We start from the raw sequence: 25,449 nt of genomic DNA on the forward strand, positions 1-25,449 counted from the left end.
ATGCGCATACACAATCGCGCGCGCCAAGACCAGAGGGTCAGGCGGTGCTATCGGTGGTGCTCGCAAGTCGCGCTTCGGCCATACTGAGCGCCTTGCGAAAGCGAGGGCCGCCGACCTTGCGCGCGATAGCGTTGCGACAATGAAGCACCGTGAGGTGATAGCGCTCGTCCGCGATGAGACGGCGCATTACATTAGCGAGATAGGGGGTTTCATCGCGGCGGGCGCGCCACATCCTCGCGATGTCGAGCGGTGTGAGGGGAGCCTCGCTGAGCGCGGCCAGCAGCTGCGGGATGAGCCCCATGCGCTGCAGGGTCTGCGCGATCTGGTAGCCGAGGAACCGGGTGCGAAACTTGACCACGTTGGCCCGGGTGAAGAGCGCGGCATGCATCGCGTCAAATTCCACATCCGGATCATAGAGCAGGACTGCCGCGTCGGCGGCATCGAGCATGTCGGGGGCATAGCCGTAGCGGTCGGTGAACGCAGTGCGGCGCATGTGCAGATACCGATCGTCCCATTCCGCGACGCGAGGGTCGAGTGTTGCCTGCGGGCTGAGCATCGCCACTCGCGCGCCGGGGGCGGCGACTGAAAAGGCCGCCGCTGCGTAGCCGCAGGGCCCTGCGCCGTAGAAGATCACCTGATCGAATTCATCGAAAAAGCCGTCGTCGATCAGCCTGTCAAAATAGCCATAGACTCGGTTGTCGCGAAACCATGTGTCGCCGTGGCTGAGCAGGCATAGATGCGACCAGCCGAAGCGCTCGATCATCGACCAGCCAAAGGGCTGTGCGGTGGCGGAACTGTCGGGCAGGCGATTGAAACTCTCGAAGGTCACCAGAAGAACCGGCTTGCGCTCGATCAGCAGGGCGGCGTGCCGGTCGCCCAGGGGCTGGCAATAGCCGTCATCGCCCGCCAGCGTGTCGGCGTGCTCGATCCATGCCTCCCAGTTCAGCCCGGAAAGATCGGCCTTGGATATATCGGCGCTGTCTTGCATGTCTGCTTGAACCCTCGGTCACGCGTGGTCGGTCTGCGCCGTCCCTGAACATGGTTAAACATGGCCCCGTATTGGGGCGAAACTTGGGAGAATCCAAGAGCTTTCCGCGCGGATTTGCGACCTTTGTGTGAGGTCAGCGCCCTTGACCGATGGGTGGTTGCGATGCACTTGATGAGCGAAGGCAAGATGCAGCGGAGGCGAGAGCGTGCAAAACCCCACATCCATCGGCGCTGTGCAGGACATGCTGGCGGGTCAGAACTATGTCTGCGGCCGCGCCTTGGGCACGGTGACATATCTCGCGCTGACCCTCGGGCGGCCGCTGTTTTTGGAGGGTGAGGCGGGCACCGGCAAGACCGAGATCGCCAAGGCCATCGCGGCGGGTCTGGGGCGGCGGCTCATTCGGTTGCAATGTTACGAGGGGCTCGATGCGGCCAGCGCCGTTTATGAATGGAATTTCGCCGAGCAGATGATCGCCATCCGCACCGCCGAGGCAGCGGGCGGGGTGGATCGCGGGCATCTCAAGGATGAGCTTTTTACTGAGGACTATCTGGTCGAGCGGCCGCTCTTGCAGGCGATGCGCCCGCAGGCGGGGGGCGCGCCGGTGCTGCTGATCGACGAGATCGACCGCACCGACGAGCCCTTCGAGGCGTTCCTGCTGGAGGCGCTCTCGGATTTTCAGGTGACGATTCCGGAGCTTGGCACGATCCATGCCCCTGAACCGCCGATCGTGATCCTGACCTCGAACCGCACCCGCGAGGTGCATGACGCCTTGAAGCGCCGCTGCCTCTATCATTGGGTGGAGTATCCGACATTCGAGCGCGAAATCGAAATCCTGCAGGCCCGAGCGCCCGAGGCGGCAGAGCAGCTCAGTCGCGAGGTGGTGGCTTTCGTGCAGGCGCTGCGTACCGAGGACCTGTTCAAGAAACCGGGCGTGGCCGAGACCATCGACTGGGCCAAATGCCTTCTGGCGCTCGACGTGATCAGCCTCAGCCCCGAGGTGATCGCCGACACGCTCGGCGCGATCCTGAAATATCAGGACGATATCGCCCGGATGCAGGGCTCCGAGGCGAAGCGCATACTCGACGAGGTGCGCAGCACGCTGGCCCCCGCCTGATGTTTCTTTTGGGTCGAAATACTCCGGGGGTGTGGGGGCAGCGCCCCCCCGGAACGCCAAGACAGATTACGCCCCCCGGGAATTGCCCGACGATCCCAAGCTGACCCACAACATCACCCATTTCGCGCGCGCGCTGCGCGCGGCCGGTCTGCCCATCGGCCCGGGGCGTGTGATCGACGCGGTGTGCGCGGTGGCTGCCGCCGGGTTCAGCAGCCGCGAGGATTTCTTTTACACTTTGCGCGCGTGCCTTGTGACGCGGCCCGAGCATCTGACGGTCTTCGCGCAGGTCTTTCGCCTCTACTGGCGCGATCCGCGCTACATGGAGCATATGATGGCGATGATGCTGCCTGCCATCCGGGGCGTGCAGGAGGATCGCGGCGCGCAGGCCGCCGAGAAGCGCGCGGCAGAGGCGCTGCTCGATGGTGTGGCCCGTGACGCGCCTGAGATCGAGGAGCATGACAGCGACGAGGTGCAGATCGACATCGACGCGTCGGCGACGATGTCGGGCGAGGAGCGGCTGCGCAAGCTTGATTTCGAGCAGATGAGCAATGCCGAGGTGGCGCAGGCCAAGCGCATGCTGGCGCGGCTGACCTTGCCGGTCAAACCCTTCGCCTCGCGCCGTGGCGTGGCGAGCCCGCAGGGCGCGCGGCTCGACATGCGGCGCAGCTTGCGCGGGGCGCTGCGCCACGGCGGTGAAATGCGTCGCATTCACCGAAAGAAGCCGCGTGAGCGATGGCCAAATCTTGTCGTTTTGTGCGATATTTCCGGCTCGATGAGCCAATATAGCCGCATGGTCTTGCACTTTCTCCACGCAGTCGCCAATCAGAAGGGGGCGGGCTGGGCGCGTGTCCATGCCTTCACCTTTGGCACGCAACTGACCAATATCACGCGCCAACTGGCGACGCGGGATGTGGACGCAGCCCTTGCCGCGGCCGGGAAACAGGCGCAGGATTGGGAGGGTGGCACGCGGATCGGGGCGTCGCTGCACGCGTTCAACCGCGATTGGTCGCGCCGGGTGATGGGGCAGGGGGCGGTGGTGCTCTTGATCACCGACGGTTTGGACCGCGACGCGCCCGAGGCGCTGAGCCACGAGATGGAGCGGCTGCACCTGTCGGCGCGGCGGCTTATATGGCTCAACCCGCTGCTGCGGTGGGAGGGGTTTGCGCCCAAGGCCCAAGGCATCCGCGCGATGCTGCCGCATGTGGACGCGTTCCGCGCGGGCCATTCGATCGCCACGCTGGAGGATCTGGCCGAGGCGATATCGCGCCGCGACGACGATGGTGAAAAGGCGCGGCTGATGGCGGCGTTGCAAGGGGGGTAACAGGATGGACCGTTTCGACGACATACCCGAAACCGCGCTCGCGTGGCACCGGGCGGGCAAGGGGGCGGCCTTGGCCACGGTGGTTGAGACCTGGGGCAGCGCGCCGCGCCGGGTCGGCAGTCAGCTGGCGATTTCCGGCGAGGGAGAGATTGAGGGCTCGGTCTCGGGCGGTTGTGTCGAGGGGGCTGTGGTCGCCGAGGCGCTCGACGCCATCGAGGAGGGCCGGTCGGTGATGCTGGAATACGGCGTCAGCGATGGCGACGCCTTTGCCGTGGGGCTGGCCTGTGGCGGCACAATCCGGGTGCTGGTGGAGCCGGTGGGCTCGGTCCTGCCCGAGCAATTGCTGGCCGATCTTGTGCTGGCGCGCGAGGGGCGCGTGCCGGTGGCCTATGTGAGCGGTCCGGCGGGCCGCAGGCTGGAGCGTGAGGGGCATGAGAGCCGCTTTCGGATGGACCGGTCGGGGGTCGAGGAGGATGGCGAGACCTTCGTGGACATCCACAACCCGCCGCTGCGCCTGATCGTGGTGGGTGCGGTGCATATCGCGCAAGCCCTCGTGCCGATGGCGCGGATCGCGGGCTATGATCCGATCCTGATCGACCCGCGCGAAAGCTTTGCCTCGGAGGCGCGGTTTCCCGGCGAGACGGTGCTGCACGACTGGCCCGACGAGGGGCTGAGGGCCCTGGGCCTCGATCTGCGCACCGCGCTGGTGCTGCTGACCCATGATCCCAAGCTCGATGATCCCGCGCTGATTGAGGCGTTGCGCTCTGACGTGTTCTACATCGGTGCGCTCGGGTCTACCCGGACGCATGCGAAGCGCGTGGAACGGCTGACCGAGGCCGGGTTTTCCGAGGCTGAGATCGGGCGGATTCACGGGCCCATCGGTCTCGACATCGGGGCGGCAGGGCCGTCGGAGATCGCGGTGAGCGTTCTGGCCGAGATGACGCGGGTTCTGAGGAAAGGCGCATGAAGTTCGGCCCCGTGCCGCTGGCCGAGGCGGAGGGTGCGATCCTGGCGCATTCAGAGCAGGTGGCGTCGGGACGGTTGCGCAAGGGCGCGGTGCTGGGCGCAGATGAGATCGCGGCGCTGGTGGAGGCGGGTTATGACACTGTGACCGTCGCACGGCTTGAGGCGGGGGATCTGCATGAGGATGCGGCGGCGCAAACCTTGGCGGATGCGTTGCATGCGGGGGCTGCCGGGATCGCGTGCGGGCACCCCTTCACGGGACGGGTGAACCTGACGGCGGAGCGGCCCGGCGTGGTCTGTCTCGACGTGGGCGCGATCAACGCCGCCAATGCGGTGCATCCGATGATCACCGTGGCCACTGTGCCCGATCATCATCAGATCCGCGCGGGGGGCATGATCGCGACGGTCAAGATCATCGCCTATGGCGTGCCGGGCGCGGCGGTGGAGGCCGCAGCAGAGGCCGCGCGCGGGGCGGTGCGGCTGGCCACGGCGCGCTACACAACGGTGAGCCTGATCGTCACGGACGTGCCGGGCGGTCCGGGGACCAAGGGCGTGGAGGCGATCGATGCACGGGTCACGGGCCTCGGCATGGAGATGGCGGAAGTGCTGACATGTGCCCATGAGGAAGGCGCGCTGGCGCGGGCCATAGGCGCGGCCAAGGGCGAGATCATGCTGATCCTCACCGCCTCGGCCACGTCGGACCCCTATGATACCGCCCCACAGGCGCTGCGGCTTGCCGGCGGTCAGGTGGAGCGCTTCGGCATGCCGGTCGATCCGGGCAACCTGCTGTTTCTGGGTGATATAAAGGGCAAGCCGGTGATCGGTCTGCCCGGCTCTGCGCGCAGCCCGGTGCTGCACGGGGCGGATTGGGTGCTGGCGCGGGTGGCCTGCGGGCTGTCCTGCGGGGCTGCCGAGATCGCGGCGATGGGGGTGGGTGGCCTGCTCAAGGAAATCCCGACCCGCCCGCAGCCCCGGCGCGGCCCGCGCGGCTGAGACAAAAGAAACCGGGTTCTCAAGTGGCGGGAGGCATGCTTTAGTCGCATTGGACAGTCAGGCGGAACCCACTACAGTCTGACTGGGAGAGAGATACAATCGAACCGGGAGGAGCCAATGCCAGAGGTCAAGATGACCGTGAACGGCAAGCCAGCGTCGGGCCAGATCGAGGGCCGTACGCTTCTTGTCGATTTCCTGAGAGAGAACCTGGGCCTGACGGGCACGCATGTGGGCTGTGACACCAGCCAATGCGGGGCCTGCGTGGTGCATGTTGAGGGCCGCGCTGTGAAGGCCTGCACCATGTTCGCCGCCGAGGCGGAGGGAATGGAGGTGAAGACCATCGAGGGGATGGCCGAGCCTGATGGCACGCTACATCCCATTCAGGCCGCGTTTCAGGACCATCACGGGCTGCAATGCGGGTTCTGCACGCCGGGCATGGTGATGTCGGCGGCGGCGCTGCTCAAGGACAACCCGACGCCAACAGAGGCCGAGGTGCGCGACTACCTCGAAGGGAACCTGTGCCGTTGCACGGGCTATCACAATATCGTCAAGGCGATCCTCGCGGCATCCGGGCAGGATGTGAGCAAGATCGCGGCGGAATAAGCGGACAAGAGGGGGCGCTGCCCCCGCGCCTGCGGCGCTCCCCCGGAATATTTCGGGCAAGATGAAAATGCTGCGGGTTTGATGGGGGAGACCCCGGACCATTCAGGGAGGTCAAGACATGCCAAAGGACGGAGGCATCGGCGCCAGCACCAAGCGGCGCGAGGACGTGCGGTTTCTGACCGGCACGGGGAATTATACCGATGACATCAATCTGCGCGGGCAGGCCTATGTGCACTTCCTGCGCTCGGACATGGCGCATGGGCGGCTGAACAAGGTCGACACCAGCGCCGCCGAGGGCATGCCCGGTGTGATCCGGGTATTTACCGGCAAGGATTTCGAAGGCATCGGCGGGCTGCCCTGCGGTTGGCAGGTGACCGACCGGCACGGCGAGGTGATGCAGGAGCCGGGGCACCCGGTGCTGGCGCAGGGCAAGGTACGCCATGTGGGCGATCCGATCGCCGCCGTGGTGGCCGAGACCCGCGAACAGGCGCGCGATGCTGCCGAGGCGATCGAGCTTGATATCGAGGAATTGCCAGCGGTCGTGGACATGAAGGCTGCGCTCGAGGATGGCGCGACCAAGGTGCATGACGATCTGACCTCGAACCTCTGCTATGACTGGGGGTTCGTCGAGGAAAACAAGGCGGCTGTGGACGAGGCCTTCGAGAAGGCCGCGCATGTCACCACGCTGGAACTGATCAACAACCGGCTGGTTGCCAACCCGATGGAGCCGCGCGTCGCCGTCGGCGATTTTAATCGCTCGACCGGGGATCACACGCTTTATACTACAAGCCAGAACCCGCATGTGATCCGCCTGCTGATGGGCGCCTTTGTGCTGGGCATCCCCGAGCACAAGCTGCGCGTGGTGGCCCCGGATGTGGGGGGCGGCTTCGGCTCCAAGATCTTTCACTATGCCGAAGAGGCGTTCTGCACCTTCGCCGCCAAGGCGCTCAACCGTCCGGTGAAATGGACCTGCTCGCGCTCTGAGGCGTTCATGACCGACGCACATGGCCGCGACCACGTGACCAAGATCGAACTGGCGCTGGACAAGGAGAACAATTTCACCGCGCTGCGCACCGACACGTATGCCAACATGGGCGCGTATCTGAGTACCTTCGCGCCTTCGGTGCCGACCTGGCTGCATGGCACCCTGATGGCGGGCAATTACAAGACGCCGCTGATCTATGTGAACGTCAAGGCGGTCTTTACCAACACCGTGCCGGTCGATGCCTATCGCGGTGCCGGGCGGCCCGAGGCGACTTATCAGCTGGAGCGCGTGATCGACAAGGCAGCGCGTGAATTGGGCGTTGATCCGATCGCTCTGCGTCGGCAAAACTTCATCACCGAGTTCCCCTACGCCACGCCGGTGGCGGTGGAATATGACACCGGCGACTATCACGCCACGATGGACAAGCTGGAAGAGATCGCGGATTTCAAGGGCTTTACCGCACGGCGCAAAGAGAGCGAGGCCAAGGGCCGCCTGCGCGGTCTGGGCATCAACTGCTATATCGAGGCCTGTGGCATCGCGCCGTCGAACCTTGTCGGGCAGTTGGGCGCACGCGCCGGGCTCTATGAAAGTGCCACGGTGCGGGTCAACGCCACCGGGGGCCTCGTGGTGATGACCGGCTCGCATTCGCACGGGCAGGGGCACGAGACGTCATTCGCGCAGGTGGTGGCCGAGATGATCGGCATCGACGCGGATCAAGTCGAGATCGTGCATGGCGACACCGCCAACACGCCGATGGGTATGGGCACCTACGGCTCGCGCTCCATCGCCGTGGGCGGTTCTGCCATGGTGCGGGCGACCGAGAAGATCATCAACAAGGCCAAGAAGATCGCGGCCCATCTGATGGAGGCCAGCGAGGCCGATATCGAGCTCAGGGACGGGCAGTTCAGTGTCGCGGGCACCGACAAGTCGGTGGCCTGGGGCGATGTTACGCTTGCCGCCTATGTGCCGCATAACTATCCGCTCGAGGATATCGAGCCGGGTCTGGAGGAGACGGCGTTCTACGATCCGTCGAATTTCACCTACCCGTCGGGGGCCTATGCCTGCGAGGTGGAGGTAGACCCCGATACTGGCCGCGTCACCATCGAGCGATTTTCGGCCGCTGACGATTTCGGCAATATCATCAACCCGATGATCGTCTCGGGGCAGGTGCATGGCGGGATCGGTCAGGGCATCGGTCAGGCGCTGCTGGAGGCCTGCGTCTATGACGAGAACGGGCAGTTGCAGAGCGGATCCTACATGGATTACGCGATGCCGCGCGCCGATGACGTGCCGTTCTACGAGGTCGATCATTCCTGCCAGACGCCCTGCACGCACAACCCGCTTGGGGTCAAGGGCTGTGGCGAGGCGGGGGCCATCGGCAGCCCGCCCTCGGTGGTGAACGCGGTGATCGACGCGCTGCAATCGGGGGGCAAGAACGTCACCCATATCGACATGCCGCTGTCGCCGTCGCGCGTCTGGCAGGCGATGCAAGGGTAAGGAGAGCGATCATGTATGCATTCGATATCGAAAGACCCACACGGTTGACCGATGCGGTGAAACTGCTGAGCGATGCGACCGACAGCCAGCCCCTTGGCGGTGGTCAGACGCTGATTCCGGCGCTGAAGGCACGGCTTGCCGCGCCGGAGCGTCTGGTTTGCTTGTCTGCTGTTGACGAGATCAAGGGTATCTGCACCGCCGATGACGGTGCGCTCTGCATCGGTGCGGGCACCTGTCATGCCGATGTTGCGGCAGGCGCGGGGGCCTATCCCGCGCTGGCAAGCCTCGCTGCCAATATCGGCGATCCGGCGGTGCGCAATCGCGGCACCATCGGCGGCAGCCTTGCCAATAACGACCCGTCCTCCTGTTATCCGGCGGCGGTGCTGGGGTCGGGGGCCACGGTCGTGACCACGAACCGCAAGATCGCGGCGGATGAGTTCTTTGAAGGCATGTTCACCACATCGCTGGAGGAGGGGGAGATCATCACCGAGGTGCGCTTTCCGGTGCCCGAGACGGCCAGTTACCAGAAGTTCGAGCAACCCGCGTCGCGGTTTGCGCTGGTCGGTGTGTTCGTGGCGAAATATGCGGATGGTGTGCGGGTGGCCGTGACCGGCGCGTCGGAGGATGGTGTGTTTCGCTGGTCCGAGGCGGAGGCGGCGCTGTCGTCTGATTTCACCGCTGGCGCCGTGGAGGGGCTGAGCCTGTCGGGCGATGGCATGATCAGCGATATGCATGGCTCAGGTGACTACCGCGCGCATCTGGTGGGCGTTCTGACCCGCCGGGCGGTGGCGGCGGCGTGCTGAGGCGGTTTACGCGATGAGAATGCGCCGCGCTCCGGGAGGGGCGCGGCCGTTTTTTTGGCGCGGCACGGATTGGCCTGTTGCTGCCGTTGCCGTATCCCGCGCGAAACGCACCGAAGGTGCCGCGCGATCGTCATGCCGGAGGCATGCCTTTGGCATGACGCCGTCCCGCGGCCTGGCGATTTGAGGGGTTGCGCAACGTGTTGAGTTTAGAATGATTTGGCTGGGATAAAGTGCCCGCCACGACCGCTGCATCGCCAGTCCCCGGCCCTGCGATCACGCGGCACCGTCTGACGGGGTGCTATGTCCGCTCCAGGCCCATCGCGCGCTCCTATCAAGTCTTTCGGGGCGCGGGCTCGCTCAATATCCGCTCCACCAGATCGCAGACCCTCTCCGGGTCTTCCTCATGCGCAAGGTGCCCCAGGCCGGGTAGATGCGTGACCGTGCAATTGGGCAGGCGCTCAGCGGTGCGGTCGGAGACCTTGGGCGGCACTGCAAGATCGTTGTCGCCGGTGATCAGGTGACAGGGGGCGGTCAGGCTCTCCAGCCGCTCGAGCAGGCCGTCAATATCCCATTGCGACATCATGCGCAGGGTGCCGTCAACATGGGTGCGATCCGAGATGAGCCGCGCATAAAGCGCCAGCCCCGTCGGGTCGAGCGTCGATCCCGTGCCCCCGATCAGCCGTCTTGCGCGATTGGCCGGGTTGCCGCCCATGGTAAAGATCGTGGCGGTCAGCGGGTTGAGCGCCAGTACCCGTGCCAGCACCGGAAAGAGCCAGCCCGCGATGCCTTCGAACCGGTCGAGGGCTGCGTTGAGGCCTATCACCGTAGGGGGCATGCTGTCCGGCGTTGTGAGCCGCGTGCCGAGATCGAGCGCAATGGCGGCCCCGGCGGAATGGCCGATGATGGCGCGGGGCTGCCAGCCCTCGGCGTCGCAAAGCGCCGCGATATCAGTGGACATCGCGACCAACCCGCAGCGCCGGCGGTCGCCCGCGCGGGTAAAGCCCTGCGCAGGCAGGTCGAGCGCCACGACATGGTGGTGCTGTGCAAGCCGTGGCAGCACATCGCGCCAGCTATGGGTCGAGGCGCCGGCCCCGTGCAGCAAGAGCAGCGTTTCGCCGCTGCCCATTTCCTGCACATGCCAGTCATGCGGGCGGTGGCGAATGCGGCGCGAGCAGGCGCGGTTGGGCCAGTCGGGTGGGATGTCGGCCCCGCCGCTCATCGGGCGGGCGCATCCAGCGCCGCGCTGACCGCGCCGCTGATGCGGGCGGCATCGGCACGGGGCAGGGCGAGGTATTGCGCGCCGAGGCTTTGCGCAAGCTGCGCGGTCTCGGGGGCGCTGCGCGCCGAGGTGTCGATAAGGATCGCGGGCAGGCCTAGGGCGCGCAGGTAGGCTGACACTTCATGCGCCTCCTGCATGGCCGCCGCCCGCCCTCCGCTGCCATCGAGCGCGACATTGGCGCGCCCGTCGGTCAGCAGCGCAAGGGCCGGGTCGAGCCCGCGCCCGCGCGCCTGTGCCGCTAGGGTGGCCCCGGCCAGAAGGCCCGCCGCCAAGGGTGTGCCGCCGCCGCCGGGCAAGCCCGCGAGCCGCCGCTTGGCCTGCACCAGCGAGCGGGTCGGTGGCAGAAGCAACTCGGCCCCGGTGCCGCGAAAGGCGATGAGCGCCACATGATCGCGCCGCGCATAGGCCTGTGCCAGCAGCAATTCCACCGCGCCCTTGGCCTCGGCCAGCCGCGCCATCGCGGCAGAGCCCGAGGCATCGACGGCGAAGATCAGCAGCCGGTCGGAGCGGGTTTCGAAGCGGCGCAGACGGATGTCGGAAGGGTGAATGATCACGCGCGCGCTGCTTTCGTCTTGCCGTCGAAGCGGTTGCCAGGGGGCGGCGTTGCGCAGGGTGGCGACGATGTCGATCCGCGCCCGCCCGTCGGGCTTGCCGGGGCGTGAGGGCAGGGGGCGACCGCGCCGGTTGCCCTTGCGTCGCGCGCCGGCCCCGGCCCCGCGCATGCCGCGCGTGCTTCGCGCGTTTTGCAGCCGCTCCATCAGGCCCGGCGGGACGAGGGCCGCGACCGCGTCGATCAGCAAGTCATCGGGGATGCAGTCCTGCGTCTCTTCGGTATCGGCGCTGTCGGTCTCGGGGTCGGGTGGCGGCGTGTCGTCCTGTGGCTCGGCCTCTTCCTCTTGCGGGATCTGCGTCGCGCGATGCGCAAAGACAAGTTCCGCCGCCTCGCGCAGGTCGTCGTCATTCGGGGTCGCGCGCGCCTCCAATGCGGCCAGCGCGCGCGCGGCGCGCAGCGCCAGCAGCGGCGCGCGCAGGCTGTCGATGCCGAAGCGTGCGGCAAGCGCGGTGAGCGTGGCGATATGGTCGGGTCCGATCCTGACACCCGAAAGGCGCGCGCGGGCGGCGTCAAGATCAGCGGGGGCGGGCAGGGTTGCTTGCGCCTGATGCCAGCCGGTCTCTTCAAGGTCGAGGCCGAAGGCGAGCCGCTCGATCAGCGCCTCGGGCGCGCGCTCGGCCTCTTCCGCGCCCTCGTCGAGCAGGATCAGCCCGTGCCCCGCCGCCCGGTCGAGAAGCTGCGCCAGCCGGGCCGCGAGATGCGGTTGCGTGCGCTCGGCCATCGGCAGGACCAGCCGGGCGGGTTGTGTCGCGAGCCCCTCCTGCCAGATGAGCCGTCCCTCGGCGAGCGTGGCGGCGATATCCGCGCCGCCGAACAGCGCGGTATCGCTGAGATCGGGATGAATGCGCCGGGCGGGGCCGGGCAGGGTGGCCAGCATTGTCTCGAACCGCTGCCGGACCGGGCCTGCGCGCGCGAGCAGATGCAGCCCGCGCAGGCCCTCCGGGTCAATGGCCAGAAGGCTGAGCGCGCGCAGCGCACGGTCCCATGCGGCGCTGCCGCTCATCCCAGCACGTCTTCGGTCAGGCGGATGACACGGGTGACCGATCCGGCCTCGTCCAATGGGTCGCGGCGCAGCCGGTGGCTGAGGGCAATGGGCGCGACGCGGCGCAGGTGATCGCGGGTGATGGCGGCAGCCCCTTCATAGGCGGCAAGCGCGCGCCCGCTGCGCATCAGCGTCAGCTCGCCGCGCAGCCCGTCCGCGCCGAGCGCGGTGCAAAGGGTCGCGCAATCGCGCAGGATATCGTCGGGCGAGGTCACATCGGGCTTGGCCGCGCGGGCGGCAAGGATGGCGTCGCGGATCGTCGCATCCTCGGTCTGCCAATGGGCGAGAAAGGCTGTGGTGTCGGTCTCATAGGCGTCGCGGCGGCGGATGATCTCGATCCGCTCCTCGATATCGGTGGGCGAGCGCACCTCGACCGAGAGGCCGAACCGGTCGAGAAGCTGCGGGCGCAGTTCGCCCTCTTCGGGGTTGCCAGATCCGACCAGCACGAAGCGTGCGGGATGGCGGATCGAAAGCCCCTCGCGCTCGACCACGTTCTCGCCGGATTGCGCCACGTCGAGCAGCAGATCGACGATGTGGTCCTCCAGCAGGTTGACCTCGTCGATATAGAGATAGCCGCGATTGGCGCGCGCCAGCAGCCCCGGCTCGAACGCCTTTTCGCCGCGCGTGAGCGCCCGCTCGATATCGAGCGCGCCGGTTACCCGGTCCTCGGTCACGCCGAGCGGCAGGTCGACCACGGGGGTGGGGCGCTCGACGATGGCGCCGTCGGGGTGCGGGGCCCAGTCGGGGCTGTCCTCGGGGCGTTCGGCATTGGTGGGGCTGCCCTCGATCATGCGGATGGGGGGCAAAAGGGCCGCGAGCGCGCGCACGGCGGTGGATTTGCCCGTGCCCCGGTCGCCAAAGACAAGCACGCCACCAAGCCCCGGCTCGATCGCGGTGAGGATCATCGCGAGTTTCATCTGGTCCTGACCGACGATGGCGGAAAACGGGTAGGCGGCTGTCATGCGGGCTCTTTCATGGTGATCGGTTGGGTGCCGTGCCAGGTTCCGCGCGTGGTAGTGACGCGGAAGCGGGCGTAAAGCTCTTCGCGGAACCAGTCGCCCTCGCGCACGGCACGGATGGCGCGGGCATGCGGCCCGTCGGCGCGGGCGAATTGCGCCATGCTTTCGGCATCGGGCCAGATTGAGAAGGTCACTTGATGCAGCAGTGGCACTTCGCCGATGCCGATCTTGAAGGCGACGTTGGGGTCCTGGCCGATCATAGCGCTGATATCGGGCACGCGCCGCCAGAAGCGCAGCGCGCGGGCCGGGCGCACGGTGGCGCGGGTGAGCGCCGCGAGCGGACCAGTGCCGGGATCGTTGGAGGGCCGGAAGGGATTTTCGCCCGCCCAGGCGCCGCGCGCCGAAACCGGGGTGAGAAACACCGTCCAGACCTCGGCCGCGTGGCGGGCGTAGCGGCGAAAGATATCGGCCTGCGCGGTCTGGCGCAGGGCGGTGGGGTGGTCGGGCCATGTAGCGAGAATCGCGTAGACGCCGGTATTGGGCACCGGGGTGAAGCCCTCGCCGGTGCCCGAGCCGCAGAGCTTCCAAAAGCCGATGCCAGGCACGCGCGGCAACATCGGCCGCGCCGCGCCCATCATGGCAAAGGCCCAGAGCCGGCCGACACCGGTGTCGAAGCGATGGAAACTGAGGCTGACGGTTTGTATCGGGCCGCTCCCTGTGACGATCTGTGCAGAAATAGTGACATGGTTTCAAGGCATAGAAAAGGGTGCATTCCGTGATTGTCAATTTAACTAGACACATGTAGCATTATGTTATGTTGACACGTCTTGATCCGGAAATGAGCGAAGAGGCGGCCCGGGCGAGCGCCCCGCATGCCGTTGTAATCGGGGCCGGTCTGGGCGGTCTCGCCTCGGCGATGCGGCTGGGCGCGCGGGGATACCGGGTAAGCGTGATGGACCGGCTCGACAGCCCTGGCGGGCGTGGATCGAGCGTGATGCGCGACGGGCACCGGTTCGATCTGGGGCCGACCATCGTGACCGTGCCGCAGATCTTTCGCGAATTATGGGCCGCCTGCGGGCGTGATTTCGACGCCGATGTCGATCTGCGCGCACTCGACCCGTTCTATGAGATTCGCTGGCCCGATGGCTCGACCTTCACCGCGCGGCAGGATGGTGACGCGATGCGCGCCGAGGTGGCGCGGCTCTCGCCCGGTGATCTCAAAGGCTATGACGCCTTTGTGCGGGACAGTGAGGCGCGCTATTGGTTCGGGTTCGAGGATCTGGGGCGGCGGTCGATGCACCGGCTGGGCGATCTGATCAAGGTGCTGCCGAAATTCGCCTGGCTGCGCGCCGACCGGTCGGTCTATGCCCATGCGGCGCGGCGGGTCAAGGACGAGCGCCTGCGCATGGCGCTGTCGTTTCACCCGCTGTTCATCGGCGGCGATCCGTTCAACGTGACCTCGATGTATACGCTGGTCAGTCACCTCGAGAAGGAATTCGGCGTGCATTATGCCATCGGCGGCGTCGATGCCATCGCGCGGGCCATGGGGCGCGTGATCGAGGAGCAGGGCGGTGTGATCCGGCAGGGGGCGGAGGTTGACGAGATCCTGCTCAAGGCGGGCCGCGCGCGGGGCGTACGGCTGAGCTCTGGTGAAATCGTGACCGCCGATATCGTGGTCTCGAACGCTGATGCGGGCCATACCTATGACCACCTGTTGCGCAACCACAAGAAGCGGCGTTGGACGCCTGCACGGCTACGGCGCGCGCGCTGGTCGATGGGCCTGTTCGTTTGGTATTTCGGCACCAAGGGCACGGCGGAGATGTGGCGCGATGCGGGGCATCACACCATCCTCAACGGGCCGCGCTACAAGGGTCTGGTGCGGGATATTTTCCGCACCGGGAAACTGTCTGAGGACATGAGCCTTTATGTGCATCGCCCCTCTGTCACCGATCCGACAGTCGCGCCCGAGGGCGATGACACGTTCTATGCGCTGAGCCCGGTGCCGCATCTGGGCCATGCACATTCGGTAGATTGGCAGGCCGAGGCGGAACCCTATCGCCAAAAGGTGCAAAAGGTTCTGGAAGAGCAACTTTTGCCCGGTCTGGGCGATCATCTGACCGCCTCGGAAGTGTTCACGCCCGAGACCTTCCGCGATCGCTATCTCAGCCCGCATGGGACCGGGTTCTCGATCGAGCCGCGCATCCTGCAAAGCGCATGGTTCCGGCCGCATAACGTCAGCGAGGAGGCGCAGGGTCTGTATCTGGTCGGTGCGGGCACGCATCCCGGCGCGGGGCTGCCTGGGGTAATTTCAAGCGCTGAGGTGCTGGATAAACTGGTACCCGACGCCGAGACGGTGCGCGGCCGATGATTGATCCGCGCGATATGGAGCACTGCGTGGCGGCGATCCGCCACGGCTCGCGCTCGTTTCATGCCGCCTCCAAGCTCTTGCCGCGCAGCCTGCGCGACCCGGCGCTCGCGCTTTATGCGTTTTGCCGGCTGGCCGATGATGCGGTCGATCTGCAACCCAACAAGTCCGACGCGGTGCTTCGGCTACAGGAGCGGCTGGATCTGGCCTATGCGGGGCGCCCGCAGAATGCCCCCGCGGACTGTGCCTTTGCCGCGATCATCGCCGATTTCGAGATGCCCCGCGCGCTGCCCGAGGCGCTGTTGGAGGGGCTGGCCTGGGATGCGATGGGGCGGCGCTATGCGACGCTGTCGGACTTGCGTGCCTATTCGGCGCGGGTCGCCTCTGCCGTGGGGGCGATGATGTGCGTGCTGATGCGGGTGCGTGATGGCGATGCACTTGCCCGGGCCTGTGATCTGGGCGTGGCGATGCAATTGACCAACATTGCCCGTGACGTGGGCGAGGATGCGCGCGAGGGGCGGCTATACCTGCCGTTGGAGTGGTTCGACGAGGCCGGGCTTGATCCAGAGGGTTTTCTCGCCACGCCGCACCCTTCGACGCAGATGGCGGCGATGCTGCACCGGCTGTTGCGCGAGGCGGATGATCTCTACATTCGCTCCGAGGCCGGGGTGGCGGCGCTGCCGCGCGCTTGTCGTCCGGGGATTTTTGCCGCGCGTCATGTCTATGCCGGGATCGGCCATCAGGTGCGCCGGGCGGGTTACGATTCGGTGACGCGGCGGGCGATGACCAACACGCGGCAGAAGCTGGGCTGGCTTAGCCTTGCGATGCTGCGCGCGGGCGCGACATATGTCATGCCGCGCTCGGCGATGATCTATGCGCGCCCCTTGCCGGAATGCGCCTTTCTGGTCGAGTCGGCGGCGGAAACTGCTGCTCCGCGCGCGGATTGGAGCGACACGCTCTATGCCACCATGGCGCAGCTCAAGGCGCGGGATGCGGGCCGGGGCTTTGCCTTGATTGATGGAGACGCGGGCGATAGATACCGCGCATGATCTGGATCTGCTTTGCGATTTTCCTGGCCGCCTGCTTTGCCGCAGGCTCTACCGGGGGGCTGTTTTCGCCCGGGGAGTGGTATGACCGGTTGAAAAAGCCGTGGTGGACGCCGCCCAACTGGCTGTTTCCGGTGGCGTGGACGTTGCTTTACGTCTGCATGGCGGCGGCTGGCGCGCGGGTCGCGGTCAGCCCGGACAACGGGATCGCGATGGCCTTCTGGGCCTTGCAGATCGCGCTCAACGGGTTGTGGACGCCGGTGTTTTTTGGGCTCAAGAAAATGCGGCTGGGGTTGATCGTGCTGAGCGGGCTTTGGGTGTCTGTCGCCGCCTCGGTGGTGGCGCTGTGGCAGGTCGATATGATCGCGGGGCTCTTGTTCCTGCCCTATCTGGCATGGGTCAGCGTTGCCGGGGCGCTGAACGCCTCGGTGCTGCGGCTCAACCCTGAAGAGGCTGGGTAACGGGGGCGGTTATTCCTCGCCCTGCATCATGCTGGCCAGTTCCAGACCGTCCACATAGAGAATATGCGGTTGATCAAAGATCAGGTGATAGAGGTCGAACACCTGTTCGGGCCGAAGCGTGACGAATTCGCCGTCGACGAGCCGCTCTGCGGGGACCATCGCGCGGCCTGCACCAAAGAGCGCATGAGCACGCCAGTCCCGCACAAGGATCGGCTGCGTGGCGGGCAGTGTGACGTCATGTTCGGGCCGGGTATGGCCAAGCGAGCCGGCGCGGATGTGTACCGCCCGACAAGTGCTGCGCCGACGCTCCACGGCGCGTAGCGTTGCCGTGCCGCTATCACGGGTGATGACCCGGTAGCCGGGACGCAGATCGCGCACGCGCGTTTCGCCGTCGAGAGTGAGGATGATACTGTCGGCACACAGGCCGCTTGCTTCCATTGCGGGCATCACGGCCAAATCGCCGCCCGACCGCCCGACCGTATTCGGTTTCATGGCGTTTCTCGCTTTATGACTGCCTCAGTTTTTCACCACAATATGGCAAGATTGGGTTAATGTCGCGCCTTTTTTTCGCCGCTGGCCGGGCATGCGGGGCGTGTTTTCCCCTCGCATCCGGTGGCGCGCTTTGCTAGAGAACACGTCAGCGGTGCCCTGCGCGGTCCGCGATCCCGTGCGGGTGTGGCGAAATTGGTAGACGCACCAGATTTAGGTTCTGGCGCCGCAAGGCGTGGGGGTTCAAGTCCCTCCACCCGCACCACGGGACTGGCTGACCGGTTTGGCACCGGTTTTCCCTTGCACGCATGAAATCGCCTCAATAGAAGAGCCGTGATTTTGACCGCCGCGGACGCCTCCGCGGCCCGATGCATATGGAAGGACGAACATGCAGGTCACCGAGACACTCAACGAAGGTCTGAAGCGGGGATACAAGATGATCCTGTCGGCTCAGGCGCTGGACGACAAGGTCAATGAAAAGCTGAAAGAGGCCCAGCCTGATGTAGAGCTCAAGGGCTTTCGCAAGGGCAAGGTGCCGCTGCCGCTGCTGAAAAAGCAGTTCGGTCAGCGTGTGCTGGGTGAAGCGATGCAGGAAAGCGTCGATGATGCGATGAAGGCGCATTTCGAGGAAAAGGGCGAGCGCCCAGCATTCGAGCCCGACGTGAAGATGGCCAACCAGGAATGGAAAGAGGGCGACGACGTCGAGATCGAGATGACCTATGAGGCGCTGCCCGAGATCCCCGAGGTCGACCTGGGGTCGCTCAAGCTGGAGCGGATGGTGACCAAGGCCGATGAGGCTTCGGTTGATGAGGCGCTCCAGAACCTCGCCGAGAGCGCGCAGGATTTCAAGGATCGCAAGAAGGGCACCAAGGCCAAGGACGGCGATCAGGTGGTGATCGATTTCGTCGGCAAGGTCGATGGCGAGGCCTTCGAAGGCGGCACCGCCGAGGATTACCCTCTGACGCTTGGCTCCGGTAGCTTCATCCCCGGTTTCGAGGAGCAGCTTGTCGGTGTGAAGGTCGGTGAGGAAAAGGCCGTGACGGTCAATTTCCCCGAGGAGTATCAGGCCGCGCATCTGGCGGGCAAGGAGGCGGTCTTTGACTGCACCGTCAAGGCCGTCAAGGAGCCGGTTGCGGCCGAACTGAACGATGAACTGGCGCAGAAATACGGGGCCGAGGATCTGAACGCGCTGAAAGAGCAGATCCGCGAGCGGCTGGAGCAGGAATATGCCGGGGCCGCGCGTGCGATCCTCAAGCGGCATGTGCTCGATGCGCTGGACGAGAAGGTCAGCTTTGACCTGCCGCCCACCATGGTCGAGACCGAGGCCAAGCAGATCGCGCATCAGATCTGGCATGACGAGAACCCCGATGTGCAGGGCCACGATCATCCCGAGGTCGAGCCCACCGACGAGCACACCAAGCTGGCCGAGCGGCGCGTGCGTCTGGGGCTGTTGCTGGCCGATCTGGGCCAGAAGGCCGAGGTCGAGGTAACTGATGCCGAGATGACTCAGGCGGTGATGAACCAGGCGCGGCAATATCCCGGCCAAGAGCGTGAGTTCTTTGAATTCGTGCAGAAAAACCCGCAGATGCGCCAGCAGTTGCGCGCACCGATCTTCGAGGACAAGGTCATCGACTACGTGGTCGAACTGGCCGATGTCACCGACAAGGAAGTCTCCAAGGATGAGCTTGAGAAAGCCATCGAGGCGATGAACGACGACGAGTAAGCGATCCGGTCAGATCGTATGAATGAAGGGCCGCCCCGGGGAGAAGTGGGGCGGCCCTTTTCGTTCGTGCGTGAGTGTACGCGGACGTCCATGCCTAGCATCCGCGCGATATCGGCCCCTTTGGGGGTCAGGCGCCGACGTCCGTGCGCGAACGAATCTGCTCCGCGAGTGCTGCCTTGAGGCGCAGCGCGGCGTTTCTCTCTTCTTCGGTGGTGGCAGCCGCGATCTGTTCGTCGCAGTAGCATTCCAGATCCGACTTCGGTGCGAGGGCGCGTTCCACGGCGGGCAGCGCAAGTGCCTCTTCCTCGGTGAGGAATACGTTATCCTCGATTCCCGAGAAGGCCCGAAGCCGTGCGATCCGCTCGTCTGTGCAGTCCAGAAGGGCTGCCAGGGCCGGCACTTTGCCCATATCCGCCACCTTGCCCACGTAGTCATAGGGCGCGTTGTCCGAGCGTTTGAGCACGCGGTCCATCACAGGGTCGATCACCGTGATGATGTCGGTGATGCCCGACTGCTGAGCATATTCGAGCGAGCCGAGCATCAGTTCACTGGTGGCGTAGGCCAGGGAATGGCGGTCACGACCGCGCCCCAAGCGCTTTGTATCCACGCAGAAGCGGGTCGACTCCCAGATGGTTGCGCTGCGGATCGGCGGTTCGCCGTCGAGAATATCGGAAAACACATCCGACAGCATGTGTGGGCCGGTCGTCTGCAGGGCCCGGACGCAAGAAATGACGTTCCCCTCGTCGTCAAGCCCAATTACGTAGACCGGATCGAGATCATCGAAGTGATCCCGCTCGCGGCCGTCCTCCACGGAAACTTCCCAGCCGAGTCTGTCCCCGAAGACCCGGCCCCGCAGCAGGAACATTTCGTCCAGAACTGACGGGAAGCGGTGTTTGTTGAGCGCATCGATAACCAAGATCATGTGAGTTCCCCATGTGAGTATTTAGGTGAGTGGTGCATTGCGATTTTATTTTAGAGGAACCCTGACTAGGAGCTATTGGGGAAAACCCGTAGTTGAAGTTTCCGTGAACACGGCAACCTTGGTAAGCGATTTTTAGCGAATGAATTGATCGGTGGAGTGGAGTTTAGCCCCCCTCTCTGCGGTGAAAACGACCACCACACCCATCAAAAAGCGGGCCACGCCCGTTTACACGGCCTCGTGATATGCAAGAGAGCGGGCTGCGTCAATGATTGAATTGAGCGGCGGTTGCCGTCGAGGACGGACGTTTGCGATATCAAAGCGGGCTCAGCCGGGATAGATCAGACCCATCGAGATCGCGCGTCCGACGGCCTGTGCAGTGGTCAACGCATAGAGTTTATGGCGAGCCGATCTGAGATGGACCTCTACCGTGCGATTGGAGATCGAGAGGATATCGGCGATGTCCTGTTGCGATTTTCCCGCCGAGGTCCATTGTAGTACCTCCAGCTCGCGCTGCGACAGGGTGGGGGTGCGCAGCAGGTTCGACAGGCTGTCCGAACGGATCACCATGTCGTGGACATGGACTGCGACCGATTGAAGGTTGACGATCACTTCGGCCTTGAGCTTGTTCCAATCGCGCACCGAAAGGCCGCTCGTAATGCTCAGCCCACCAATATCGCCGTAGGGGCCGCGGACCGGAATTGTCATGCCCTGCGCCTGAATGCCGAAGTCACGTGCGTCATTGAAGACCGCCAGGAAGTGTTCGTCACGTTCGAGGCGGGACCAATCCACGGGTGCGATGCTGCGCCGCGCCTTGTGCAACGTGGGGTCGATCCGATGATAGCCCTGATTGGTATAGTGTTGTTTCCAATCGTTGTCATAGGTTACGTAACCGAACACGGCACCGTTGATCGGGTTCATCCCCGCATAGGCGACGTCGTCGAGGCCGAACTTGTCTCGCACCTTGTAGAGGAAATGGGTAAAGTCTTTGGACACCTCGGGAAGGCTCTCGAGGTCGTACAGATCGTTTTTCGCAAAGACGCTTGGGAGATTTTCCATTCCTGCAACAGGCCATTTCTTGGTTCAGTGCGGACCAAACGATGTAGTCCAGTCGACGAAAAAGGCGAACTCATTATAACCCGCTGCCACCCAGAGCGCTAAAATACAACCTTGAATGGACAGCTTAGCACTGGATTATGGCGTTTGTCGACGGTTTCCAGTACGGTAAACGCCGCGCGGTACTCCGCGCGGCGTTTATTGGCGGATCGCGTCTGGCTCAGTTCGCGCTGTCGTCACCCTCGACGGACTCGGCGACGTCAGCGAGATCATCATCGTCCGAGGCGGCGGCACCGATATCCTCGAAGAGTTCTGCGATCTCATAATCGGCGGCCTCGTCGGCTTCGGCGGCGGCGTCCTGGATGGATTTGCCAGAGGCTTGCAACTCAGCCTCTTCGTTGGAGCGTGCGACGTTCAACTGAATTGTCGCCTCGACCTCTGGGTGAAGCGTGACGATCACGTCATGCAGGCCGAGTTCCTTGATCGGGCGGGTCAGTGCGACCTGCTTGCGTTCGAGGCTGAAGCCGTTTTCGGTGGCCGCGTCGGACGCATCACGGGTGCTGACCGAGCCATAGAGCGCGCCGCTGTCGGAGGCCTGGCGAATCACGATGAACTGCTGACCGTGCAGCTTGTCCGCCATCGCTTCGGCTTCCTTGCGGGTCTCGAGGTTCTGGGCCTCGTACTGCGCCTTGCGGGCTTCGAAATCGGCGATGTTCTGCGCTGAGGCCGACAGTGCCTTGCCCTGCGGCAACAGATAGTTGCGCGCAAAGCCCGGCTTCACTTCGACGACTTCGCCCATCTGGCCGAGTTTGGCCACGCGTTCAAGAAGGATCACTTGCATCTGATTTCTCCTTATTTCACGGCGTATGGCAGCAGGGCGAGAAAGCGCGCGCGCTTGATCGCACGGGCCAGCTCACGCTGCTTTTTGGCGGATACGGCGGTGATGCGCGAGGGCACGATCTTGCCGCGTTCGGAGATGTAGCGTTGCAGCAGGCGCGTGTCCTTGTAGTCGATCTTGGGTGCATTATCACCCGAGAAGGGGCAGACCTTGCGGCGACGGAAAAACGGTTTTGTAGCCATGGTTTATGTTCCTTTCTTCAGATGATGGTTCAGCGGCGCTCGCGGCGCTCGCCACGCTCTTCGCGCTTCTGCATCTGGACCGAGGGGCCCTCGGCGTGCTCGTCGACCTTGATGGTCAGGACGCGCATCACGTCGTCATGCAGGCGCATCAGGCGTTCCATCTCCTGCACGGCCGAGGCGGGAGCGTCGGTGCGCAGAAAGGCATAATGGCCCTTGCGGTTCTTGTTGATCTTGTAGGCCATCGTCTTGACGCCCCAATACTCGCTGTCCACGAGTGTGCCGCCATTGTCGGTCAGCACGGTGCCAAAATGTTCGACAAGGCCTTCGGCTTGCGCGTTGGACAGGTCCTGACGCGCGATCATCACATGCTCATATAGCGGCATGTCAGCTCCATTTCTATCAAGGCGCATTTCATAGGACGGGCATTTTTCCTTTCGCGGCCCACCCACGAGAGACTGCGCGGTAAATAACGAATGCGAAAGGTCGTTAGCTCATACATGGCCGGACGGAATGGCGCAAGCCGATTTCAGGGTCCGTCACAAGCCCACGGATTGCCGTTCCGGTGCCCCATTTCCGGCGCTTTTCGGGGGCATTTTTGAAGAGTACGAGCATAAGGACACGACCATGGTTGCATTGCCCGATTTCGAACGCGAATTCACCGAGGCCCCGCACAGCTTTCACGAGCCTGCGCATCTGCCCGAGCAACGACTGATCCGGATCGAGGCGTCCCGGGTGCTACGCGGACTGTGCGGCACGGCGCTGATGGCGTCGACATTCGGTGTCTGGATCGTGCCGACCGGCGCGGGTGACCCGGCGATGATGCTGATCAAGCTGCTGTTCTCCCTTTCTCTTTTCTGGGCGGGCATGTTGTGTCTGTTCCGATCGGATCGCGACAGCGACCTGCCCGAGATTGCGCTCGATACCCGCGCACGCCAGTTGCGCGTGCTCTATCCCCAGCCGGGCGGGCGCACGGCGCGTGTGATGGTGCATGACCTCGATGACCTGACAGAATTGTCGCTGCGCGATCGGATGCTGACTGCGCGGGATCGCGATGGACGCCAGATCGTGACGCTTGAATTGCACGATGCGGGCACCGAGCAGACCCTGCGCCGTGCGCTGAGCCTGGTTGCCTGACGGCGCTCTGCCGGCGATTGTTCGCCAATCCACAGGGGCTGTTTGAATCTGTAGTATTGTGCTTCACGGCAAGAATGCCAATTTCGATCATGTCAATTCGACATAATCTGTTTGGAGGTTTCCGTGATGAGACAGACATTGATCGCCGCCGCGCTTGCCTTTGGGGCAACCGGCGCATTCGCCGCACCTGAGGCCTATACGCTCGACCCGAGTCACAGTCAGGTCTTGTTTTCTTATAACCATCTCGGCTTTTCGACCACCTATGGCATGTTCTCGGGGTTTGAAGGCGAGATCATGTTCGACGCCGAAGATCCGGCGGCCTCTTCGGTCAACGTCTCGATGCCGGTGATGTCGATGTTCACAGGCTGGGAAAAGCGCGAAGAGCACTTCATGTCCGATGATTTCTTCGGCGCGAGCGAGGGTGACATGGTCACTTTCACCTCGACGGGCATTGAAGTGACTGGCGACAACACCGCCAACATCACCGGCGATCTGACGATGAACGGTGTCACCAAATCGGTCGTGCTCGACACCACGCTCAATCAAAAGGCCGATGCGCATCCGATGAACGACAAGCCGTGGCTGGGCTTTGACGCCACCACGACGTTGCTGCGTTCGGATTTCGGGGTCGACAAGTTCGCCCCCTATGTCAGTGACGAGGTCGAGGTGAAAATCTCGATCGAGGCTGGCAAGGGCGAATAGAACCGCTGCCCCACTCACGGAAAAGCTGGGCTGTTCGCGGGGATGCGGACGGCCCTTTTTTATGGCGCATTTCAGGTGCCGTAGGCGCGGTCCGGGGCCATGATGTCGTCTGCCGCCGCTAAAATCGCCTCAACGATCATATCCAGTTCAGGCCGCGTCAGACGGGCGGGCAGGCGGGCGTCGCAGGCGCGCATCAGCATCCGTCGGGTTTGCGGCAGATCGGGCGTCTCTCCCGGCAGGAATTGCCAGTTCCAGAAGGCGCGTGCATTGTCAGCGCTAAGGCCAAAGATTTGCACCTTGACCCCGCGCGCCGCCGCCGCCTCGGCAAAGGCGCGGGTTTCCTCGTCACTCAGACCCACAAGGTTGAACTGGATGGAGTCCGGGGCGCGCTCTTCGGGGGGCAGTTTTGCAGGAACCGACAGCCAGGGCGAGGTATTGAGCCGGTCTGCGACATAGTCGTGATTGGCGCGCCCGTCGCGCACCCGGCGCGCCACCTCGGGCAGTTGCGGGCGGATGATCGCCGCCGAGAGGTTGTTCAGGCGTAGATTGTAGAGCGGCAGGCGGTTCTGCCAGCGGGCAAAACCAGCCTCGATCTCCGGGTCCGGCGCGCCCAGATGCTTGGCCCAGTTATGCTCGTAAGCCCCCGACATGATGACCGCACGGGCAATGAGATCGGCATCGTCGCTGACCATGATCCCGCCTTCGCCCGCATTCACCAGCTTGTAGGATTGAAAACTGAAACAGCCGACGCGTCCGATGGTGCCGATATTGCGCCCACCCCACGTTGTGCCGAGCGAATGCGCCGCATCCTCGATCACCGGAATTCCGCGCGCGTCGCAGAGCGCCATGATCCGATCCATATCCGAGGTGTGGCCGCGCATGTGGCTGATGATCACGGCCTGCACATCGTCTAGCCGCGCCTCGAAATCGGTCATGTCGATGCGGTAATTCTCGCCCACTTCGCAGAGCACCGGAAAGCAATCGGCATGCACCACCGAGGACGGCACGGCGGCGAAGGTAAAGCCGGGGATCAGCACGCGGGCATCGCGCGGCAGGCCAAGCGCCTTGAGCGAGAGAAATAGCGCTGCCGAGCAGGACGAGACCGCGAGTGCGTATTTCGACCCCAGAAGGTCTGCGAATTCCCGTTCCAAGAGCGTCACCGGCGCGTTTTCCGGTGCGGTATAGCGAAACAGATCGCCCGATTGCAGCATCCGGTCGATTTCTGCGCGGGCGGCTTCGGGGATGGGTTCCGCGTCATAGACATTGGGCGTGGGTGTCATAGTTTCGGATTTCCTGAATGTAGACTTCGGTTTT

Annotated in this window: 25 protein-coding genes and 1 tRNA gene; 14 read left to right on the top strand and 12 right to left on the bottom strand. The window is 64.5% G+C overall.

Features of this window, described 5'->3' with window-relative positions:
- Nucleotides 1-37 precede the first annotated feature (37 nt).
- Complete coding sequence (locus RID11_RS05385; RefSeq protein ID WP_350136393.1) at nt 38-988, bottom strand: phosphoadenosine phosphosulfate reductase; 951 nt, start codon at nt 986-988, stop codon at nt 38-40.
- A 205-nt stretch (nt 989-1,193) separates the two neighbouring features.
- Here RID11_RS05385 and RID11_RS05390 point away from each other — a divergent pair, with 205 nt between their 5' ends.
- The 7 genes from RID11_RS05390 to RID11_RS05420 all read left to right on the top strand — a co-directional run bounded on the left by RID11_RS05390 (nt 1,194) and on the right by RID11_RS05420 (nt 9,267).
- On the top strand, nt 1,194-2,102 hold the full coding sequence (locus RID11_RS05390) for an AAA family ATPase (RefSeq protein WP_350136394.1): 909 nt from the start codon (nt 1,194-1,196) through the stop codon (nt 2,100-2,102).
- An 82-nt stretch (nt 2,103-2,184) separates the two neighbouring features.
- Nucleotides 2,185-3,423 carry a vWA domain-containing protein gene (locus tag RID11_RS05395; RefSeq protein ID WP_350136395.1) on the top strand — a complete coding sequence of 413 codons (1,239 nt, stop codon included), beginning with the start codon at nt 2,185-2,187 and terminating at the stop codon, nt 3,421-3,423.
- Nucleotides 3,424-3,427: 4 nt separating this feature from the next.
- A complete protein-coding gene (locus RID11_RS05400; protein WP_350136396.1) occupies nt 3,428-4,390 on the top strand; it encodes an XdhC family protein in 963 nt (320 codons plus the stop codon).
- Nucleotides 4,387-5,379, top strand: a complete 993-nt coding sequence (locus RID11_RS05405; protein WP_350136397.1) for a molybdopterin-binding protein — start codon at nt 4,387-4,389, stop codon at nt 5,377-5,379. Before RID11_RS05400 ends, RID11_RS05405 begins: the two co-directional genes overlap by 4 nt.
- Nucleotides 5,380-5,496: 117 nt before the next feature.
- On the top strand, nt 5,497-5,982 hold the full coding sequence (locus RID11_RS05410) for a (2Fe-2S)-binding protein (RefSeq protein WP_350136398.1): 486 nt from the start codon (nt 5,497-5,499) through the stop codon (nt 5,980-5,982).
- Between the two features lie 118 nt (nt 5,983-6,100).
- Entirely contained in the window at nt 6,101-8,464 is a 2,364-nt protein-coding gene (locus tag RID11_RS05415; RefSeq protein ID WP_350136399.1) for a xanthine dehydrogenase family protein molybdopterin-binding subunit, read from the top strand.
- Nucleotides 8,465-8,475: 11 nt separating this feature from the next.
- A complete protein-coding gene (locus tag RID11_RS05420) occupies nt 8,476-9,267 on the top strand; it encodes an FAD binding domain-containing protein (protein WP_350136400.1) in 792 nt (263 codons plus the stop codon).
- Between the two features lie 331 nt (nt 9,268-9,598).
- Here the strand turns inward: RID11_RS05420 and bchO are convergent, their stop codons facing one another.
- The 4 genes from bchO to crtA are packed head-to-tail and all read right to left on the bottom strand — an operon-like array spanning nt 9,599 to nt 13,864.
- Nucleotides 9,599-10,486, bottom strand: coding sequence for an alpha/beta fold hydrolase BchO (gene bchO / locus RID11_RS05425; RefSeq protein WP_350136401.1), 888 nt, complete (start codon nt 10,484-10,486; stop codon nt 9,599-9,601).
- The gene (locus RID11_RS05430; RefSeq protein ID WP_350136402.1) at nt 10,483-12,162 is read right to left on the bottom strand and encodes a magnesium chelatase subunit D; all 1,680 of its coding nucleotides are present in this window, start codon (nt 12,160-12,162) and stop codon (nt 10,483-10,485) included. The genes bchO and RID11_RS05430 overlap by 4 nt, the downstream gene beginning before the upstream one ends.
- Nucleotides 12,159-13,163, bottom strand: coding sequence for a magnesium chelatase ATPase subunit I (gene bchI / locus RID11_RS05435; protein ID WP_350136403.1), 1,005 nt, complete (start codon nt 13,161-13,163; stop codon nt 12,159-12,161). Before bchI ends, RID11_RS05430 begins: the two co-directional genes overlap by 4 nt.
- Nucleotides 13,160-13,864 (bottom strand): spheroidene monooxygenase, encoded by a 705-nt coding sequence (gene crtA, locus RID11_RS05440; protein ID WP_350137737.1) that lies wholly within the window; start codon nt 13,862-13,864, stop codon nt 13,160-13,162. Before crtA ends, bchI begins: the two co-directional genes overlap by 4 nt.
- Nucleotides 13,865-13,974: 110 nt before the next feature.
- On the opposite strand from crtA, the gene RID11_RS05445 reads away from it, so the two are divergent.
- Genes RID11_RS05445 through tspO form a run of 3 tightly spaced genes read left to right on the top strand, consistent with a single transcriptional unit; the run spans nt 13,975 to nt 17,032 of the window.
- On the top strand, nt 13,975-15,528 hold the full coding sequence (locus RID11_RS05445) for a phytoene desaturase (protein ID WP_350136404.1): 1,554 nt from the start codon (nt 13,975-13,977) through the stop codon (nt 15,526-15,528).
- Complete coding sequence (gene crtB / locus RID11_RS05450; protein ID WP_350136405.1) at nt 15,525-16,574, top strand: 15-cis-phytoene synthase; 1,050 nt, start codon at nt 15,525-15,527, stop codon at nt 16,572-16,574. The genes RID11_RS05445 and crtB overlap by 4 nt, the downstream gene beginning before the upstream one ends.
- Nucleotides 16,571-17,032, top strand: a complete 462-nt coding sequence (gene tspO, locus RID11_RS05455; RefSeq protein ID WP_050662154.1) for a tryptophan-rich sensory protein TspO — start codon at nt 16,571-16,573, stop codon at nt 17,030-17,032. The genes crtB and tspO overlap by 4 nt, the downstream gene beginning before the upstream one ends.
- Before the next feature lie 9 nt (nt 17,033-17,041).
- On the opposite strand, the gene RID11_RS05460 is transcribed toward tspO, so the two are convergent.
- Nucleotides 17,042-17,524 carry a Hint domain-containing protein gene (locus RID11_RS05460; protein ID WP_350136406.1) on the bottom strand — a complete coding sequence of 161 codons (483 nt, stop codon included), beginning with the start codon at nt 17,522-17,524 and terminating at the stop codon, nt 17,042-17,044.
- A 177-nt stretch (nt 17,525-17,701) separates the two neighbouring features.
- Between RID11_RS05460 and RID11_RS05465 the strand changes: the two genes are divergently transcribed.
- Together RID11_RS05465 and tig are read left to right on the top strand one after the other, a co-directional pair.
- A tRNA-Leu gene (locus RID11_RS05465) sits at nt 17,702-17,786 on the top strand.
- Between the two features lie 123 nt (nt 17,787-17,909).
- On the top strand, nt 17,910-19,244 hold the full coding sequence (gene tig / locus RID11_RS05470) for a trigger factor (RefSeq protein ID WP_350136407.1): 1,335 nt from the start codon (nt 17,910-17,912) through the stop codon (nt 19,242-19,244).
- Nucleotides 19,245-19,371: 127 nt separating this feature from the next.
- Here the strand turns inward: tig and RID11_RS05475 are convergent, their stop codons facing one another.
- From RID11_RS05475 to rpsF, 5 genes are all read right to left on the bottom strand, one after another.
- Nucleotides 19,372-20,166 carry an acyl-homoserine-lactone synthase gene (locus RID11_RS05475; RefSeq protein ID WP_350136408.1) on the bottom strand — a complete coding sequence of 265 codons (795 nt, stop codon included), beginning with the start codon at nt 20,164-20,166 and terminating at the stop codon, nt 19,372-19,374.
- A 324-nt stretch (nt 20,167-20,490) separates the two neighbouring features.
- On the bottom strand, nt 20,491-21,222 hold the full coding sequence (locus tag RID11_RS05480) for an autoinducer binding domain-containing protein (protein WP_350136409.1): 732 nt from the start codon (nt 21,220-21,222) through the stop codon (nt 20,491-20,493).
- Nucleotides 21,223-21,439: 217 nt separating this feature from the next.
- A complete protein-coding gene (rplI, locus tag RID11_RS05485) occupies nt 21,440-22,060 on the bottom strand; it encodes a 50S ribosomal protein L9 (protein WP_350136410.1) in 621 nt (206 codons plus the stop codon).
- An 11-nt stretch (nt 22,061-22,071) separates the two neighbouring features.
- Nucleotides 22,072-22,299 carry a 30S ribosomal protein S18 gene (gene rpsR, locus RID11_RS05490; RefSeq protein ID WP_013961325.1) on the bottom strand — a complete coding sequence of 76 codons (228 nt, stop codon included), beginning with the start codon at nt 22,297-22,299 and terminating at the stop codon, nt 22,072-22,074.
- Between the two features lie 29 nt (nt 22,300-22,328).
- On the bottom strand, nt 22,329-22,682 hold the full coding sequence (gene rpsF / locus RID11_RS05495) for a 30S ribosomal protein S6 (RefSeq protein ID WP_080455272.1): 354 nt from the start codon (nt 22,680-22,682) through the stop codon (nt 22,329-22,331).
- 241 nt (nt 22,683-22,923) lie between these two features.
- On the opposite strand from rpsF, the gene RID11_RS05500 reads away from it, so the two are divergent.
- Complete coding sequence (locus tag RID11_RS05500) at nt 22,924-23,433, top strand: hypothetical protein (protein WP_350136411.1); 510 nt, start codon at nt 22,924-22,926, stop codon at nt 23,431-23,433.
- Between the two features lie 126 nt (nt 23,434-23,559).
- The gene (locus tag RID11_RS05505) at nt 23,560-24,135 is read left to right on the top strand and encodes a YceI family protein (protein WP_350136412.1); all 576 of its coding nucleotides are present in this window, start codon (nt 23,560-23,562) and stop codon (nt 24,133-24,135) included.
- A gap of 71 nt (nt 24,136-24,206) precedes the next feature.
- Here RID11_RS05505 and RID11_RS05510 read toward each other — a convergent pair whose 3' ends face one another.
- Complete coding sequence (locus tag RID11_RS05510) at nt 24,207-25,415, bottom strand: DegT/DnrJ/EryC1/StrS family aminotransferase (protein ID WP_350136413.1); 1,209 nt, start codon at nt 25,413-25,415, stop codon at nt 24,207-24,209.
- Between the last annotated feature and the right edge of the window lie 34 nt (nt 25,416-25,449).

The sequence above is a fragment of the Roseovarius sp. genome, from assembly GCF_040219995.1.
Lineage (GTDB): Bacteria > Pseudomonadota > Alphaproteobacteria > Rhodobacterales > Rhodobacteraceae > Roseovarius.